Raw genomic sequence first — 16,081 nt, forward strand, 5'->3', positions numbered from 1 at the left:
CCCATCTCGTTGTCGTCTTTGCCTTCCAGCGCCATACGAGCCGAACCGATGATGATTGGAGTGTCATCGCCCGGGAAGTCGTAGGTGGACAGCAGGTCGCGAACTTCCATCTCAACCAGTTCCAGCAGCTCAGCGTCGTCTACCAGGTCAGCCTTGTTCAGGAAAACCACAATGTACGGAACGCCTACCTGACGGGACAGCAGGATGTGCTCACGGGTTTGTGGCATCGGACCATCAGCGGCCGAGCAAACCAGGATAGCGCCGTCCATTTGAGCAGCACCGGTGATCATGTTCTTCACATAGTCAGCGTGACCTGGGCAGTCAACGTGAGCGTAGTGACGAATGTTCGAGTTGTACTCAACGTGCGCGGTATTGATGGTGATACCGCGAGCTTTTTCTTCTGGAGCGCTGTCGATCTTGTCGAATTCAACTACGGCCGAACCGAAAACTTCGGAGCAGACGCGAGTCAGAGCAGCGGTCAGAGTGGTTTTACCGTGGTCAACGTGACCGATGGTGCCAACGTTGACGTGCGGTAGGGAACGATCAAATTTTTCTTTAGCCACGACAATTAACTCCTAGCCTAAAGGGGCTGAATCAGCCTTGTTTTTTGGTTACGGATTCGACGATGTGCGACGGAGCCGTATCGTATTTTTTGAATTCCATAGAGTAGCTTGCGCGACCCTGGGACATGGAACGAACGTCGGTCGCATAACCGAACATCTCACCCAGTGGAACCTCGGCACGGATAACCTTGCCGGACACTGTGTCTTCCATACCCTGGATCATGCCGCGACGACGGTTAAGGTCGCCCATTACATCACCCATATAGTCTTCAGGCGTAACAACCTCTACCGCCATGATCGGCTCGAGCAACTCACCACCACCCTTCTGGGCCAGTTGCTTGGTCGCCATGGAAGCAGCCACTTTAAACGCCATCTCGTTGGAGTCGACGTCGTGGTAAGAACCATCGAACACGGTAGCCTTCAGGCCGATCAGCGGATAGCCGGCAACAACGCCGTTCTTCATCTGCTCTTCGATACCCTTCTGGATAGCCGGGATGTATTCCTTAGGAACCACACCACCTACTACTTCGTTCAGGAATTGCAGACCTTCCTGACCTTCGTCAGCAGGAGCAAAACGGATCCAGCAGTGACCGAACTGGCCGCGACCGCCGGACTGGCGAACGAACTTGCCTTCGATTTCGCAGTTCTTCGTGATGCGCTCACGGTACGAAACTTGAGGCTTGCCGATGTTGGCTTCGACGTTGAACTCACGGCGCATCCGGTCAACCAGGATGTCCAGGTGCAACTCGCCCATGCCGGAGATGATCGTCTGACCAGTCTCTTCATCAGTCTTAACGCGGAAAGACGGGTCTTCCTGAGCCAGCTTGCCCAGTGCGATACCCATTTTTTCCTGGTCATCCTTGGTCTTAGGCTCTACGGCAACCGAAATAACCGGCTCCGGGAAGTCCATACGAACCAGGATGATTGGCTTGTCAGCGTTGCAGAGGGTTTCACCAGTGGTGACGTCCTTCATGCCGATCAGGGCCGCGATGTCGCCAGCGCGCACTTCCTTGATCTCTTCACGGGCGTTTGCGTGCATTTGCACCATACGACCCACGCGCTCTTTCTTGCCTTTAACCGAGTTGATCACACCGTCGCCGGAGTTCAACACGCCCGAGTAAACACGGACGAAGGTCAAGGTACCCACGAATGGGTCAGTAGCGATTTTGAACGCCAGTGCCGCGAACGGCTCGTCGTCACTTGCGTGACGCTCCATTTCCTCTTCCTCGTTATCAGGGTTGGAGCCCTTGATCGCAGGAATGTCGGTTGGAGCAGGCAGGAAGTCGATAACGGCGTCGAGAACCAGGGGAACGCCCTTGTTCTTGAACGAAGAACCGCACACAGCCAGAACGATTTCGCCAGCGATAGTGCGCTGACGCAGAGCAGCCTTGATCTCTTCGATCGACAGCTCTTCACCTTCCAGGTACTTGTTCATCAGCTCTTCACTGGCTTCGGCCGCAGCCTCAACCATGTTGCTGCGCCACTCAGTAGCCAGCTCGAGCATGTCCGCAGGGATTTCCTTGCGAACAGGAACCATACCCTTGTCAGAGTCGTTCCAGTAAACAGCCTGCATGTTGATCAGGTCGATCTGGCCCTGGAAGTTGTCTTCCGAACCGATAGCCAGCTGAATCGGCACCGGAGTGTGACCCAGACGCTGTTTGATCTGACCGATCACGCGCAGGAAGTTGGCACCAGCACGGTCCATCTTGTTTACGTAAACAAGACGTGGAACGCCGTATTTGTTGGCTTGACGCCATACGGTTTCCGACTGAGGCTCAACACCCGAGGTACCGCAGAATACAACCACAGCGCCGTCGAGTACGCGCAGGGAACGCTCAACTTCAATGGTGAAGTCTACGTGGCCCGGGGTATCGATGACGTTGAAGCGGTGTTCGTGAGGATACTGCTTCTCGGAACCTTTCCAGAAGGCGGTGATGGCAGCAGAAGTAATGGTAATACCACGCTCCTGCTCCTGCACCATCCAGTCTGTGGTCGCGGCGCCGTCATGCACCTCGCCCATTTTGTGACTTTTGCCAGTGTAAAAAAGGACGCGCTCGGTGGTGGTGGTTTTACCAGCATCCACGTGAGCGACGATACCGATGTTACGGTAGCGACTAATCGGAGTAGTACGAGCCATAAAGCCCTCGCAAAATTAGTGAAGCTAAAATTAGAAGCGGTAGTGCGAGAAAGCTTTGTTGGCTTCGGCCATACGGTGCACGTCTTCACGCTTCTTAACAGCAGCACCTTTACCTTCAGCAGCATCCAGCAGTTCGCCAGCCAAGCGCAGAGCCATAGACTTCTCGCCACGCTTACGTGCGAAGTCTACCAACCAGCGCATTGCCAGAGCGTTACGGCGGGAAGGACGAACCTCGACCGGAACCTGGTAAGTAGCACCACCAACGCGGCGCGACTTCACTTCGACCAGCGGAGCGATGGCGTCGAGTGCTTTTTCGAAGAGTTCCAGGGGATCGGTGCCGGCCTTACGAGCCTTCACGGTTTCCAGGGCACCATAAACGATACGCTCGGCAACGGCTTTCTTGCCGCTTTCCATAACGTGGTTCATGAATTTGGCGAGGATCTGGCTTCCGTATTTCGGATCGTCCAGAATCTCACGCTTTGCTGCTACGCGACGTCTTGGCATGATAAGCCCTCAAGCGGTCTTCAGGTTAGTTCGGGACAGATCCAGTGGATGCAAGCCCGACCTTACTCTTATCGACTCAATAAAATGAAAATCTGCAAAACGGCCGATTACTTCGGACGCTTGGTACCGTACTTCGAACGACCCTGGTTACGGCCTTTAACGCCGGAAGTATCCAAGGAGCCGCGAACGGTGTGGTAACGAACACCTGGCAAGTCTTTTACACGACCGCCGCGGATCAGTACCACGCTGTGCTCTTGCAGGTTGTGGCCTTCACCACCGATGTACGAGGAAACCTCGAAACCGTTGGTCAGACGCACACGGCATACTTTACGCAGTGCCGAGTTAGGTTTTTTCGGCGTAGTGGTGTACACACGGGTGCACACGCCACGACGTTGCGGGCAGTTCTGCAGCGCAGGTACGTCGGATTTCTCGACGATACGCTTACGCGGCTGACGTACCAGCTGGTTGATAGTTGCCATCTACTAGCTCCACTGTTGTCTTGCGACGCTATTGTCTTGCAAGAAAAGCAAAATGACAGGAACGGATTCCCGCCAAATTTAGGGGATCAAGAGTCTAAAGAGGATCTTGCCCCCAGTCAAGGCAAGGCCCCGACCACCCCGCCCGTCGAACCTTGACAATTTGTCTCGATTCGACGAACGGAGCGATCAGGGCCTCAGCTTATTTACCGCAGAACTCAGTTACCGCTCGAGTTCAGCGCTTCGGTCAGTGCAGCTTCCACTTCACTGGCGCTTACGCGCAACGGCTTGTCTGCATCACGACGACGCTTGCGCTCGCTGTGATAAGCCAGACCGGTACCGGCCGGGATCAGACGACCCACGACCACGTTTTCTTTCAGGCCGCGCAGGTAGTCGCGCTTGCCGGTGACTGCCGCTTCGGTCAGTACGCGGGTGGTTTCCTGGAAGGAAGCCGCCGAGATGAACGATTCGGTCGACAACGACGCCTTGGTGATACCCAGCAGAACGCGGGTGAACTTGGAGACAAACTTGTCTTCCGCATTCAGACGCTCGTTCTCTACCAGTACGTGAGTCAGTTCCATCTGGTCGCCCTTGATGAAGCTGGAATCGCCGGACTCGGAGATCTCAACTTTACGCAGCATCTGACGCAGGATGGTCTCGATGTGCTTATCGTTGATCTTCACGCCTTGCAGACGGTAAACGTCCTGGATCTCGTTCACGATGTACTTGGCCAGCGCGCTCACACCCAGCAGACGCAGGATGTCGTGCGGATCGCTTGGACCGTCGGAGATAACTTCGCCGCGGTTAACCTGTTCGCCTTCGAACACGTTCAGGTGACGCCACTTCGGAATCAGCTCTTCGTACGGATCGCTACCGTCGTTCGGGGTAATAACCAGACGGCGCTTGCCTTTAGTCTCTTTACCGAACGCGATAGTACCGCTGACTTCAGCCAGAATCGACGCCTCTTTCGGACGACGAGCTTCGAACAGGTCGGCAACACGCGGCAGACCACCGGTGATGTCGCGGGTTTTCGAAGTTTCTTGCGGGATACGAGCGATAACATCACCGATCGCGATCTTCGCACCGTCCGCAACACCGACCAGGGCGTTGGCTGGCAGGAAGTACTGAGCGATAACGTCAGTGCCTGGCAGCAACAGATCCTTGCCGTTGTCGTCGACCATCTTCACTGCTGGACGGATTTCCTTGCCCGCAGCTGGACGATCTTTCGCATCGAGTACTTCAATGTTGGTCATACCGGTCAATTCGTCAGTCTGACGCTTGATCGTGATGCCTTCTTCCATGCCCACGTAGGTCACGGTACCTTTCATTTCGGTAACGATCGGGTGAGTGTGCGGATCCCACTTGGCGACGATTGCGCCAGCGTCGACCTTGTCACCTTCTTTAACCGAAATCACAGCACCGTACGGCAGCTTGTAACGCTCACGCTCACGACCGAAGTCATCAGCGATGGCCAGCTCACCGGAACGGGACACGGCAACCAGGTGGCCATCCACTCGCTCAACGTGTTTCAGGTTATGCAGACGGACGGTACCGCCATTCTTCACCTGAACGCTGTCGGCTGCGGAAGTACGGCTTGCCGCACCACCGATGTGGAACGTACGCATCGTCAGCTGGGTACCCGGCTCACCGATGGACTGGGCAGCAATAACGCCGACCGCTTCACCGATGTTCACCTGGTGACCACGAGCCAGATCACGGCCGTAGCACTTGGCGCAAATGCCATAGCGGGTTTCGCAGCTGATCGGCGAACGCACGATCACTTCGTCGATGCTGTTCAGCTCGATGAACTCGACCCACTTCTCGTCCACCAGAGTACCGGCAGGAACGATAACGTCCTCGGTGCCTGGCTTGAATACGTCACGGGCAATAACACGACCCAATACGCGCTCACCCAACGGCTCTACAACGTCACCGCCTTCAATGTGCGGAGTCATCAGCAGACCGTGTTCGGTGCCGCAATCGATCTCGGTTACAACCAGATCCTGCGCCACGTCTACCAGACGACGAGTCAGGTAACCGGAGTTCGCAGTTTTCAACGCGGTATCCGCCAGACCTTTACGAGCACCGTGAGTCGAGATGAAGTACTGGAGTACGCTCAGACCTTCACGGAAGTTCGCAGTAATCGGCGTTTCAATGATGGAACCGTCCGGCTTGGCCATCAGACCACGCATACCGGCCAGCTGACGAATCTGTGCTGCGGAACCCCGCGCACCCGAGTCGGCCATCATGTACATCGAGTTGAAGGACTCTTGGTCAACTTCGTCGCCGTGACGGTCGATGACTTTCTCTTTCGAGAGGTTGGCCATCATCGCCTTGGAAACTTCGTCGTTTGCCTTCGACCAAAGGTCGATCACTTTGTTGTACTTCTCGCCCTGGGTTACCAGGCCGGAGGCGTACTGGCTCTCGATCTCTTTCACTTCGTCGGTGGCTGCACCGATGATGCGGGCTTTTTCGTCCGGGATAACGAAGTCGTTAACACCGATGGAAACGCCGGAGATAGTCGAGTAAGCGAAACCGGTGTACATCAACTGGTCAGCAAAGATCACGGTCTCTTTCAGACCAACCACGCGGTAGCACTGGTTGATCAGCTTGGAGATCGCCTTTTTCTTCATTGGCAGGTTGACGACATCGAACGACAGACCTTTCGGCACCACCTGGAACAGCAGCGCACGGCCGACAGTGGTGTCGACGATACGAGTGTTGCTCACGCTGTTGCCGTCACGGTCGTTGACGGTTTCGTTGATACGCACTTTAACCTTGGCGTGCAGTGCGGCCTCGCCGGCACGGAACACACGGTCAACTTCCTGCAGATCCGCGAACACACGACCTTCGCCCTTGGCGTTGATCGCTTCACGAGTCATGTAGTACAGACCCAATACAACGTCCTGCGACGGAACGATGATTGGCTCACCGTTGGCTGGCGACAGAATGTTGTTGGTCGACATCATCAACGCACGCGCTTCGAGCTGGGCTTCCAGCGTCAGCGGTACGTGCACGGCCATTTGGTCGCCGTCGAAGTCGGCGTTGTACGCGGCGCAGACCAGCGGGTGCAGCTGGATAGCCTTACCTTCGATCAGTACCGGTTCAAACGCCTGGATACCCAGACGGTGAAGGGTCGGTGCACGGTTGAGAAGAACCGGGTGTTCGCGAATCACTTCAGCGAGAACGTCCCAAACCTCTGGCAGCTCGCGCTCGACCATCTTCTTGGCCGCTTTGATGGTGGTCGCCAGACCACGCATTTCCAGCTTGCCGAAAATGAACGGTTTGAACAGCTCGAGAGCCATCTTCTTCGGCAGACCGCACTGGTGCAGACGCAGGGTCGGGCCTACGGTAATTACCGAACGACCGGAGTAGTCAACACGCTTGCCGAGCAAGTTCTGACGGAAACGACCCTGCTTACCCTTGATCATGTCAGCCAGGGATTTCAGAGGACGCTTGTTCGAACCGGTGATAGCGCGGCCACGACGACCGTTGTCGAGCAGTGCATCGACAGCTTCCTGCAACATACGCTTTTCGTTGCGCACGATGATGTCCGGAGCGGACAGATCCAGCAGACGCTTCAAACGGTTGTTACGGTTGATCACTCGACGATACAGATCGTTGAGGTCGGAAGTCGCGAAACGACCGCCATCCAGCGGGACCAGTGGACGCAGATCTGGCGGCAGAACCGGCAGAACGGTCAGCACCATCCACTCTGGCAGGTTGCCGGAACCCTGGAAGGCTTCCATCAACTTCAGACGCTTGGACAGCTTCTTGATCTTGGTTTCCGAGTTGGTTTGCGGAATTTCTTCGCGCAGACGGCCAATCTCGTGTTCCAGGTCGATAGCGTGCAGCAGTTCACGGACAGCTTCAGCACCCATGCGGGCGTCGAAGTCATCACCGAACTCTTCCAGCGCTTCGAAGTACTGCTCGTCGTTCAGCAGCTGACCTTTTTCAAGGGTAGTCATGCCCGGATCGATAACGACGTAGCTCTCGAAGTAGAGAACGCGCTCGATATCACGCAGGGTCATGTCCATCAGCAGACCGATACGGGACGGCAGCGATTTCAGGAACCAGATGTGGGCAACCGGCGAAGCCAGTTCGATGTGCGCCATGCGCTCACGACGAACCTTGGCCAGTGCGACTTCAACGCCGCACTTCTCGCAGATCACACCACGGTGCTTCAAGCGCTTGTACTTACCGCACAGGCACTCGTAATCCTTTACCGGGCCAAAGATCTTGGCGCAGAACAGACCGTCACGCTCAGGTTTGAACGTACGGTAGTTGATGGTTTCCGGCTTTTTAACTTCACCGAACGACCACGAGCGGATCATCTCAGGCGAGGCCAATCCGATACGGATGGCGTCGAACTCTTCGACTTGACCCTGGTTTTTCAGCAAATTCAGTAGGTCTTTCAAGGCCTTTCCTCCTGGCGGAGCAGAGAGCGGGCAGTCCTGCCCCGCTCTCGATCGCGTCACGTGTTATTCGGTTTCCAGATCGATATCGATGCCGAGGGAACGAATTTCCTTGATCAACACGTTGAAGGACTCGGGCATGCCCGGCTCCATACGGTGATCGCCATCCACGATGTTTTTGTACATCTTGGTACGGCCGTTCACATCGTCCGACTTCACTGTGAGCATTTCTTGCAGAGTGTATGCAGCACCGTATGCTTCCAGTGCCCAGACCTCCATCTCCCCGAAACGCTGACCACCGAACTGCGCCTTACCACCCAGCGGCTGCTGGGTAACCAGGCTGTACGAACCGGTAGAACGCGCGTGCATCTTGTCGTCTACCAAGTGGTTCAGCTTCAGCATGTACATGTAGCCAACGGTAACTGGACGCTCGAACTTGTTGCCGGTACGGCCGTCAGTCAGCTGCATCTGGCCGCTTTCCGGCAGGTCTGCCAGTTTCAGCATGGCCTTGATTTCGCTTTCCTTGGCACCGTCGAACACTGGAGTGGCCATTGGAACACCGCCACGCAGGTTCTTCGCCAGATCCAGGATTTCCTGATCGGAGAAGCTGTCCAGATCTTCGTTACGACCGCCGATCTGGTTGTAGATCTCGTCCAGGAAGGTGCGCAGCTCAGCGACTTTACGCTGCTCTTCGACCATCCGGTTGATCTTCTCGCCCAGACCTTTGGCCGCGAGGCCCAGGTGGGTTTCAAGGATCTGACCAACGTTCATACGCGAAGGTACGCCCAACGGGTTGAGGACGACGTCGACCGGGGTGCCATTGGCATCGTGCGGCATGTCTTCAACCGGCATGATCACGGAGACCACACCCTTGTTACCGTGACGACCGGCCATCTTGTCGCCCGGCTGGATGCGACGACGGATTGCCAGGTAAACCTTGACGATTTTCAGCACGCCTGGAGCCAGGTCATCGCCCTGCTGCAGTTTGCGCTTCTTGTCTTCGAACTTGTCGTCCAGCAGACGGCGACGATCAACGATGTAGGCCTGAGCCTTCTCGAGCTGCTCGTTCAGAGCATCTTCAGCCATGCGCAGTTTGAACCACTGACCATGCTCAAGACCGTCGAGAACTTCGTCGGTGATGTCCTGACCTTTCTTCAGACCGGCGCCGCCTTCAGCCTTGTGGCCTACCAGAGCGGAGCGCAGACGTTCGAAGGTCGCGCCTTCTACGATACGGAACTCTTCGTTCAGATCCTTGCGGATCTCGTCCAGCTGGGACTTCTCGATCGACAGAGCACGAGCATCACGCTCAACGCCGTCGCGAGTGAAGACCTGTACGTCGATGACAGTACCTTTGGTACCGGTAGGTACACGCAGGGAGGTGTCTTTAACGTCGCTGGCTTTTTCACCGAAGATCGCACGCAGCAGTTTTTCTTCCGGAGTCAGTTGGGTCTCGCCTTTCGGAGTGACCTTACCCACCAGGATGTCGCCTGCGCCTACTTCAGCACCTACGTAAACGATACCGGCTTCGTCCAGCTTGTTCAGTGCAGCTTCACCCACGTTCGGGATGTCCGCAGTGATTTCCTCTGGGCCAAGCTTGGTGTCACGCGCCACACAGGTCAGTTCCTGAATGTGGATCGTGGTGAAACGGTCTTCCTGAACCACACGCTCGGACAGGCAGATGGAGTCTTCGAAGTTGAAGCCGTTCCATGCCATGAACGCGATGCGCATGTTCTGACCCAGTGCCAGCTCACCCATGTCGGTGGACGGGCCGTCAGCCATGATGTCGCTACGCTGAACACGATCACCCTTGCCCACCAGCGGACGCTGGTTGATGCAGGTGTTCTGGTTCGAGCGGGTGTATTTGGTCAGGTTGTAGATGTCGACACCGGCTTCACCGGTTTCAACTTCATCATCAGCAACCCGAACCACGATACGGCTGGCATCAACGGAGTCGATCACGCCGCCACGACGAGCCACGACGCAAACGCCGGAGTCGCGAGCCACGTTACGTTCCATGCCGGTACCGACCAGCGGCTTGTCAGCGCGCAGGGTTGGTACAGCTTGACGCTGCATGTTCGAACCCATCAACGCACGGTTGGCGTCGTCGTGCTCGAGGAACGGAATCAGCGACGCTGCAACCGAAACTACCTGCTTCGGCGAAACGTCCATCAGGGTGACGTCTTCCGGCGCCTTGACGGTGAATTCGTTCAGGTGACGTACGGCTACCAGTTCGTCGATCAGGACTTTCTGCTCGTTCATGGTCGCCGAAGCCTGCGCGATCACGTGATCGGCTTCTTCAATGGCGGACAGGAACACGATCTCGTCGGTGACCACACCCTCTTTCACCACACGGTACGGGCTTTCCAGGAAGCCGTACTGGTTGGTGCGGGCGTAAGCAGCCAGGGAGTTGATCAGACCGATGTTCGGACCTTCCGGCGTTTCAATCGGGCAGACACGACCATAGTGAGTCGGGTGTACGTCACGGACTTCAAAGCCTGCACGCTCACGAGTCAGACCGCCAGGGCCGAGTGCAGAGACACGACGCTTGTGGGTGATCTCGGACAGCGGGTTGTTCTGGTCCATGAACTGCGAGAGCTGGCTGGAACCGAAGAACTCCTTCACCGCCGCAGCCACTGGCTTGGCGTTGATCAGGTCTTGCGGCATCAGGCCTTCGCTTTCAGCCATCGACAGACGCTCTTTGACCGCACGCTCAACACGTACCAGGCCAACGCGGAACTGGTTCTCGGCCATTTCGCCTACGCAGCGAACACGACGGTTACCCAGGTGGTCGATGTCATCGACAATGCCTTTACCGTTACGGATGTCGACCAGAGTCTTCAGGACCGCGACGATGTCTTCCTTGCACAGCACGCCCGAACCTTCGATTTCGGTACGACCGATACGACGGTTGAACTTCATCCGGCCGACCGCAGACAGGTCATAGCGCTCAGGGCTGAAGAACAGGTTGTTGAACAGGGTTTCGGCAGCGTCTTTGGTTGGCGGCTCGCCTGGACGCATCATGCGATAGATTTCGACCAGCGCTTCCAATTGGTTGCTGGTGGAGTCGATCTTCAGCGTGTCGGAGATGAACGGACCGCAGTCGATGTCGTTGGTGTACAGAGTTTCAATGCGAACAACGCCCGCCTTGGCAATTTTCGCCAGGACTTCGGTCGACAGCTCGGTGTTGCACTCTGCCAGGATTTCGCCGGTAGCCGGATGCACGATGACCTTGGCGGTAGTGCGGCCCAGAACGTAGTCCAGAGGCACGTCCAGCTCTTTGATCCCGGCTTTTTCCAGCTGGTTGATGTGGCGGGCAGTAATACGACGGCCCTGCTCTACAATCACCTTGCCTTTATCATCCTGGATATCGAGGACAGCCACTTCACCGCGCAGACGCTGAGGCACCAGTTCCAGGCTCAGGCCTTCGCCTTTAACGTGGAATACGTTGGTGGTGTAGAACGCGTCCAGCACTTCTTCGGTGGTGTAGCCGAGCGCGCGCAGCAGTACCGAGGCCGGCAGCTTGCGACGACGGTCGATACGCACGAATACGCAGTCTTTCGGGTCGAACTCGAAATCCAGCCACGAACCGCGGTAAGGAATGATGCGCGCGGAGTACAGCAGTTTACCGGAGCTGTGCGTCTTGCCGCGGTCGTGGTCGAAGAACACGCCCGGGGAACGGTGCAGCTGGGAAACGATAACACGCTCGGTACCGTTGATTACGAAGGTACCGTTCTCAGTCATCAATGGGATTTCGCCCATGTAGACTTCTTGCTCTTTGATGTCCTTGATCGCTTTGTTCGACGATTCTTTGTCGAAAATGATCAGGCGCACTTTTACCCGCAAAGGTACGGCGAAAGTTACACCGCGCAATACGCATTCTTTGACATCAAATGCCGGTTCGCCCAAGCGATAACCGACGTACTCCAGCGCAGCATTGCCGGAGTAGCTGATGATCGGGAAAACGGATTTGAAGGCCGCATGCAGGCCCACGTCGCGGAACTGATCTTTAGTCGCTCCCGCTTGCAAGAATTCACGATACGAATCCAGCTGGATGGCCAGGAGGTACGGCACATCCATGACGTCCGGCAACTTGCTAAAGTCCTTGCGGATACGTTTTTTCTCAGTATATGAGTAAGCCATCAGCGTTCCCCAGCTTGGTCACCTGCTTGTTTGGCCCCTCCCGACGGGAGCAGCCAGAAAATCGTGCAAACCCCATGGTTTGCGCCACCGCATCGGGTGGTTACAGCGCCTTTATCAGCACCGACCCAGTCGGCTGCCAATAACGGAAAAAGGCCGGTGGCAAGAGCCACCAGCCATCAGCCTGTCGCTTGACGCTCGGGCCGGAGGAGCAAAGTCGATACTTATTTCAGCTCGACTTTAGCGCCTGCTTCTTCCAGCTTCTTCTTAGCGTCTTCAGCAGCTTCTTTCGAAACGCCTTCAGCTACAACCTGAGGAGCGCCATCGACTTTCTCTTTGGCTTCTTTCAGGCCCAGACCGGTCAGTTCACGAACTGCCTTGATCACGTTTACTTTCTTCTCGCCGGCTTCAACCAGAACAACGTTGAACTCGGTTTGCTCTTCAACAGCAGCAGCAGCTACAGCTGGGCCAGCCGAAGCGGCAGCAGCGGTAACGCCGAAGGTTTCTTCCATCGCTTTGATCAGCTCAACGATTTCCACTACGGATTTCTGGCCGATTGCTTCGATGATTTGTTCGTTAGTCAGAGACATGACTCAATTCCTGAATTGGGGGACGGCCTACGCGACCATCGAAATAAACAAAAAACGCGAGAAGTCGACGAGCCTTAGGCTGCGGCAGCTTCTTTCTGGTCGCGAATTGCCGCCAGAGTACGAGCCAATTTGCTGGTAGCGCCTTGAATCACGCTCATCAGCTGAGAAATTGCTTCGTCACGGGTCGGCAGAGTTGCCAGTACGTCGATCTGATTAGCTGCGAGGAACTTGCCCTCGAACGCAGCTGCCTTGATCTCGAACTTGTCCTGACCCTTGGCAAACTCTTTGAAGATACGGGCAGCAGCGCCCGGATGTTCGTTCGAGAATGCAATCAGGGTCGGGCCGGTGAACACGTCGTTGAGGACACTGTATTCAGTGTCAGCAACAGCGCGCTTGAGCAGGGTGTTACGTACAACACGTACGTAAACGCCAGCTTCACGAGCCTCTTTACGGAGTCCGGTCATTGCGCCTACTGTTACGCCACGGGCATCAACCACGACAGCGGACAGAGCGACTTTGGCAGCCTCGTTGACTTCAGCGACGATGGCCTTCTTGTCTTCGAGATTAATTGCCACGGGTTTAACTCCTGCTTGTTACCGTTTCACTCGGTCGAAACCGAATGTCGTTTTGGTGTCTGATTCGGTAAGGAACCGGGAGCACCATCTGCGTAGGCTTATGGTTTAAGACTTGCGTCGCCTACGGTCTTGGATAGCCCCCGCCAGGCAGGGACCCCAATCTTTCAATTGGCGCGATCAAACGCGCCAACCTTTGTCTTACGCGTCCAGCGAGCTCTGATCGATAACCAGACCTGGGCCCATAGTGGTGCTCAGGGTAACGCGCTTGACGTAGATACCTTTCGAAGAAGCTGGCTTGATACGCTTCAGATCAGCGATCAGGGCTTCAACGTTTTCCTTCAGCTTGACGGCATCGAAGCCGATCTTGCCAACGGAAGTGTGGATGATGCCGTTTTTGTCGGTGCGATAACGAACCTGACCAGCCTTGGCGTTTTTAACCGCGGTGGCTACGTCTGGAGTTACGGTGCCGACTTTCGGGTTAGGCATCAGGCCACGTGGACCGAGGATCTGACCCAGTTGACCTACAACGCGCATGGCATCCGGGGATGCGATCACTACGTCATAGTTCAGGTCGCCGCCTTTCATTTCGGCAGCCAGGTCGTCCATACCTACACGGTCAGCGCCGGCAGCCAGAGCGGCCTCAGCAGCTGGACCCTGGGTGAACACAGCAACGCGAACGGTCTTGCCAGTGCCGTGCGGCAGCACAGTAGCGCTACGAACAACCTGGTCGGATTTACGCGGGTCTACACCCAGGTTTACAGCAACGTCGAACGACTCGCTGAACTTGACAGTCGACAGCTCAGCCAGCAGAGCAGCAGCGTCTACAATGTTGTAGGCCTTGCCTGCTTCGATTTTGCCGGCGATAGCCTTTTGACGCTTGGTCAGCTTAGCCATTACACACCCTCCACGTTAAGGCCCATGCTACGAGCAGAACCGGCGATAGTACGCACGGCTGCATCCATATCAGCTGCAGTCAGATCCGCGTTTTTGGTTTTCGCGATTTCTTCCAGCTGAGCACGGGTAACAGTGCCAACCTTAACGGTGTTCGGACGAGCGGAACCGCTGGTCAGACCGGCCGCCTTCTTCAGCAGAACCGAAGCAGGGGTGGATTTGGTTTCGAAAGTGAAGCTACGGTCGCTGTAGACAGTGATGATCACTGGAGTCGGCAGACCTGCTTCAAGACCCTGAGTACGGGCGTTGAAAGCCTTGCAGAATTCCATGATGTTCACGCCGTGCTGACCCAGAGCAGGACCAACAGGTGGGCTTGGGTTAGCCTGAGCGGCCTTCACTTGCAGCTTGATGTAAGCGGTAATCTTCTTGGCCATGAGGCACTCCAATTACGGGTTCGAACGCCTCGAAAGGCTCCCCGGTTACTTGCGCGTTTATCCCAGTGACGACAAAACCCCACAGCCTAGGGCTGCGGGGTTGGGATGCTTGTTCAGTTAGACCTTTTCGACCTGACTGAACTCCAACTCTACCGGAGTAGAGCGACCGAAAATAAGCACTGCCACCTGGACACGGCTCTTTTCGTAGTTAACTTCTTCGACGGTGCCGTTAAAGTCAGCGAATGGACCATCGGTAACCCGAACCACCTCACCCGGCTCAAACAGAGTCTTCGGCTTCGGCTTATCACTACCATCGGCCACGCGACGCAGAATGGCTTCCGCCTCTTTGTCGGTGATTGGAGCAGGCTTGTCGGCGGTACCGCCAATGAAGCCCATCACCCGAGGAGTATCCTTGACCAAGTGCCAAGTACCCTCGTTCATATCCATCTGTACCAGCACATAGCCTGGGAAGAACTTGCGTTCGCTTTTGCGCTTCTGGCCATTACGCATTTCAACCACTTCTTCAGTGGGAACCAGAATTTCGCCGAAGCCATCTTCCATGCCAGCCAGCTTAACGCGCTCAATCAGCGAGCGCATGACATGCTTCTCGTAACCCGAGTAAGCATGCACAACGTACCAACGCTTAGCCACGGGACACCCTTAGCCGACAATCAAGGAAACAAGCCAGCCGAGCAGGGAATCAACCCCCCACAACAGCAACGCCATAACGATAACCACAGCAACAACAATTAGCGTTGTCTGCGTAGTTTCCTGGCGAGTTGGCCATACGACTTTACGAATCTCGGTGCGCGCTTCCTTAACCAGTACGAAGAACGACTTGCCCTTTGCAGTCTGCAGGCCTACAAAGGCAGCAACAGCAGCAATCACGAGCAGTGCGAGTACACGGTACAGGATCGGCGAAGCAGCGTAATACTGATTGCCAACTACACCCACAACCACCAAAGCAGCTACCACAAGCCACTTTAGCAGATCGAAGCGAGAGCCTTGAGCTTCAGCCTTAGGAGTCATCTATGAAGATCCTGTGAAAAGAAAGCCAGACACACCGAGTGAATCTGGCAGGTCAGGAGGGAATCGAACCCCCAACCTACGGTTTTGGAGACCGTCGCTCTGCCAATTGAGCTACTGACCTAAAACAAAATCAGGCCGACCATTATGCCGGCCCGAAAAATACATTACAACTGCTTATTCGATGATTTTGGCCACTACACCAGCGCCGACGGTACGACCGCCTTCACGGATAGCGAAACGCAGACCGTCTTCCATCGCGATGGTTTTGATCAGGGTAACAGTCATCTGAATGTTGTCACCTGGCATTACCATTTCAACGCCTTCTGGCAG

Annotated in this window: 12 protein-coding genes, 1 tRNA gene and 1 pseudogene; all 14 read right to left on the reverse strand. The window is 55.8% G+C overall.

The window, feature by feature from the left end; translation table 11 throughout:
• Nucleotides 1–563 (reverse strand): GTP-binding protein (locus tag HXW87_RS00005; RefSeq protein ID WP_146218498.1); only part of this gene is annotated, 563 nt, incomplete at its 3' end.
• 31 nt (nucleotides 564–594) lie between these two features.
• A complete protein-coding gene (fusA, locus tag HXW87_RS00010; RefSeq protein ID WP_047296931.1) occupies nucleotides 595–2,700 on the reverse strand; it encodes an elongation factor G in 2,106 nt (701 codons plus the stop codon).
• Nucleotides 2,701–2,730: 30 nt separating this feature from the next.
• Nucleotides 2,731–3,204, reverse strand: a complete 474-nt coding sequence (gene rpsG / locus HXW87_RS00015; protein WP_003228745.1) for a 30S ribosomal protein S7 — start codon at nucleotides 3,202–3,204, stop codon at nucleotides 2,731–2,733.
• Between the two features lie 107 nt (nucleotides 3,205–3,311).
• Entirely contained in the window at nucleotides 3,312–3,683 is a 372-nt protein-coding gene (gene rpsL / locus HXW87_RS00020) for a 30S ribosomal protein S12 (protein WP_003186084.1), read from the reverse strand.
• 215 nt (nucleotides 3,684–3,898) lie between these two features.
• Nucleotides 3,899–8,098, reverse strand: a complete 4,200-nt coding sequence (gene rpoC, locus HXW87_RS00025) for a DNA-directed RNA polymerase subunit beta' (protein WP_047296933.1) — start codon at nucleotides 8,096–8,098, stop codon at nucleotides 3,899–3,901.
• Nucleotides 8,099–8,161: 63 nt separating this feature from the next.
• A complete protein-coding gene (gene rpoB / locus HXW87_RS00030) occupies nucleotides 8,162–12,235 on the reverse strand; it encodes a DNA-directed RNA polymerase subunit beta (RefSeq protein WP_239778274.1) in 4,074 nt (1,357 codons plus the stop codon).
• A 221-nt stretch (nucleotides 12,236–12,456) separates the two neighbouring features.
• Complete coding sequence (gene rplL / locus HXW87_RS00035) at nucleotides 12,457–12,822, reverse strand: 50S ribosomal protein L7/L12 (protein ID WP_041074960.1); 366 nt, start codon at nucleotides 12,820–12,822, stop codon at nucleotides 12,457–12,459.
• A 74-nt stretch (nucleotides 12,823–12,896) separates the two neighbouring features.
• Entirely contained in the window at nucleotides 12,897–13,397 is a 501-nt protein-coding gene (gene rplJ, locus HXW87_RS00040) for a 50S ribosomal protein L10 (protein WP_003228752.1), read from the reverse strand.
• A gap of 198 nt (nucleotides 13,398–13,595) precedes the next feature.
• A complete protein-coding gene (gene rplA, locus HXW87_RS00045) occupies nucleotides 13,596–14,291 on the reverse strand; it encodes a 50S ribosomal protein L1 (RefSeq protein WP_003228754.1) in 696 nt (231 codons plus the stop codon).
• The gene (rplK, locus tag HXW87_RS00050; protein WP_003228756.1) at nucleotides 14,291–14,722 is read right to left on the reverse strand and encodes a 50S ribosomal protein L11; all 432 of its coding nucleotides are present in this window, start codon (nucleotides 14,720–14,722) and stop codon (nucleotides 14,291–14,293) included. The genes rplA and rplK overlap by 1 nt, the downstream gene beginning before the upstream one ends.
• A 117-nt stretch (nucleotides 14,723–14,839) precedes the next feature.
• Nucleotides 14,840–15,373 (reverse strand): transcription termination/antitermination protein NusG, encoded by a 534-nt coding sequence (gene nusG / locus HXW87_RS00055; protein ID WP_025113545.1) that lies wholly within the window; start codon nucleotides 15,371–15,373, stop codon nucleotides 14,840–14,842.
• A 9-nt stretch (nucleotides 15,374–15,382) separates the two neighbouring features.
• Complete coding sequence (gene secE, locus HXW87_RS00060) at nucleotides 15,383–15,751, reverse strand: preprotein translocase subunit SecE (RefSeq protein WP_041074957.1); 369 nt, start codon at nucleotides 15,749–15,751, stop codon at nucleotides 15,383–15,385.
• A 45-nt stretch (nucleotides 15,752–15,796) separates the two neighbouring features.
• Nucleotides 15,797–15,872: transfer RNA gene (locus HXW87_RS00065), tRNA-Trp, on the reverse strand.
• Between the two features lie 53 nt (nucleotides 15,873–15,925).
• Nucleotides 15,926–16,081, reverse strand: a pseudogene (locus tag HXW87_RS00070) (elongation factor Tu); the annotation flags it as partial.

The organism is Pseudomonas sp. Y5-11 (assembly GCF_022368695.1).
Taxonomy (GTDB): domain Bacteria; phylum Pseudomonadota; class Gammaproteobacteria; order Pseudomonadales; family Pseudomonadaceae; genus Aquipseudomonas; species Aquipseudomonas parakoreensis.

Coding starts and splice junctions, on each gene's coding strand:
- fusA (WP_047296931.1), bottom strand. CDS start 2,700: ATGGCTCGTACTACTCCGATTAGTCGCTACCGTAACATCGGTATCGTC.
- rpsG (WP_003228745.1), bottom strand. CDS start 3,204: ATGCCAAGACGTCGCGTAGCAGCAAAGCGTGAGATTCTGGACGATCCG.
- rpsL (WP_003186084.1), bottom strand. CDS start 3,683: ATGGCAACTATCAACCAGCTGGTACGTCAGCCGCGTAAGCGTATCGTC.
- rpoB (WP_239778274.1), bottom strand. CDS start 12,235: ATGGCTTACTCATATACTGAGAAAAAACGTATCCGCAAGGACTTTAGC.
- rplL (WP_041074960.1), bottom strand. CDS start 12,822: ATGTCTCTGACTAACGAACAAATCATCGAAGCAATCGGCCAGAAATCC.
- rplA (WP_003228754.1), bottom strand. CDS start 14,291: ATGGCTAAGCTGACCAAGCGTCAAAAGGCTATCGCCGGCAAAATCGAA.
- rplK (WP_003228756.1), bottom strand. CDS start 14,722: ATGGCCAAGAAGATTACCGCTTACATCAAGCTGCAAGTGAAGGCCGCT.
- secE (WP_041074957.1), bottom strand. CDS start 15,751: ATGACTCCTAAGGCTGAAGCTCAAGGCTCTCGCTTCGATCTGCTAAAG.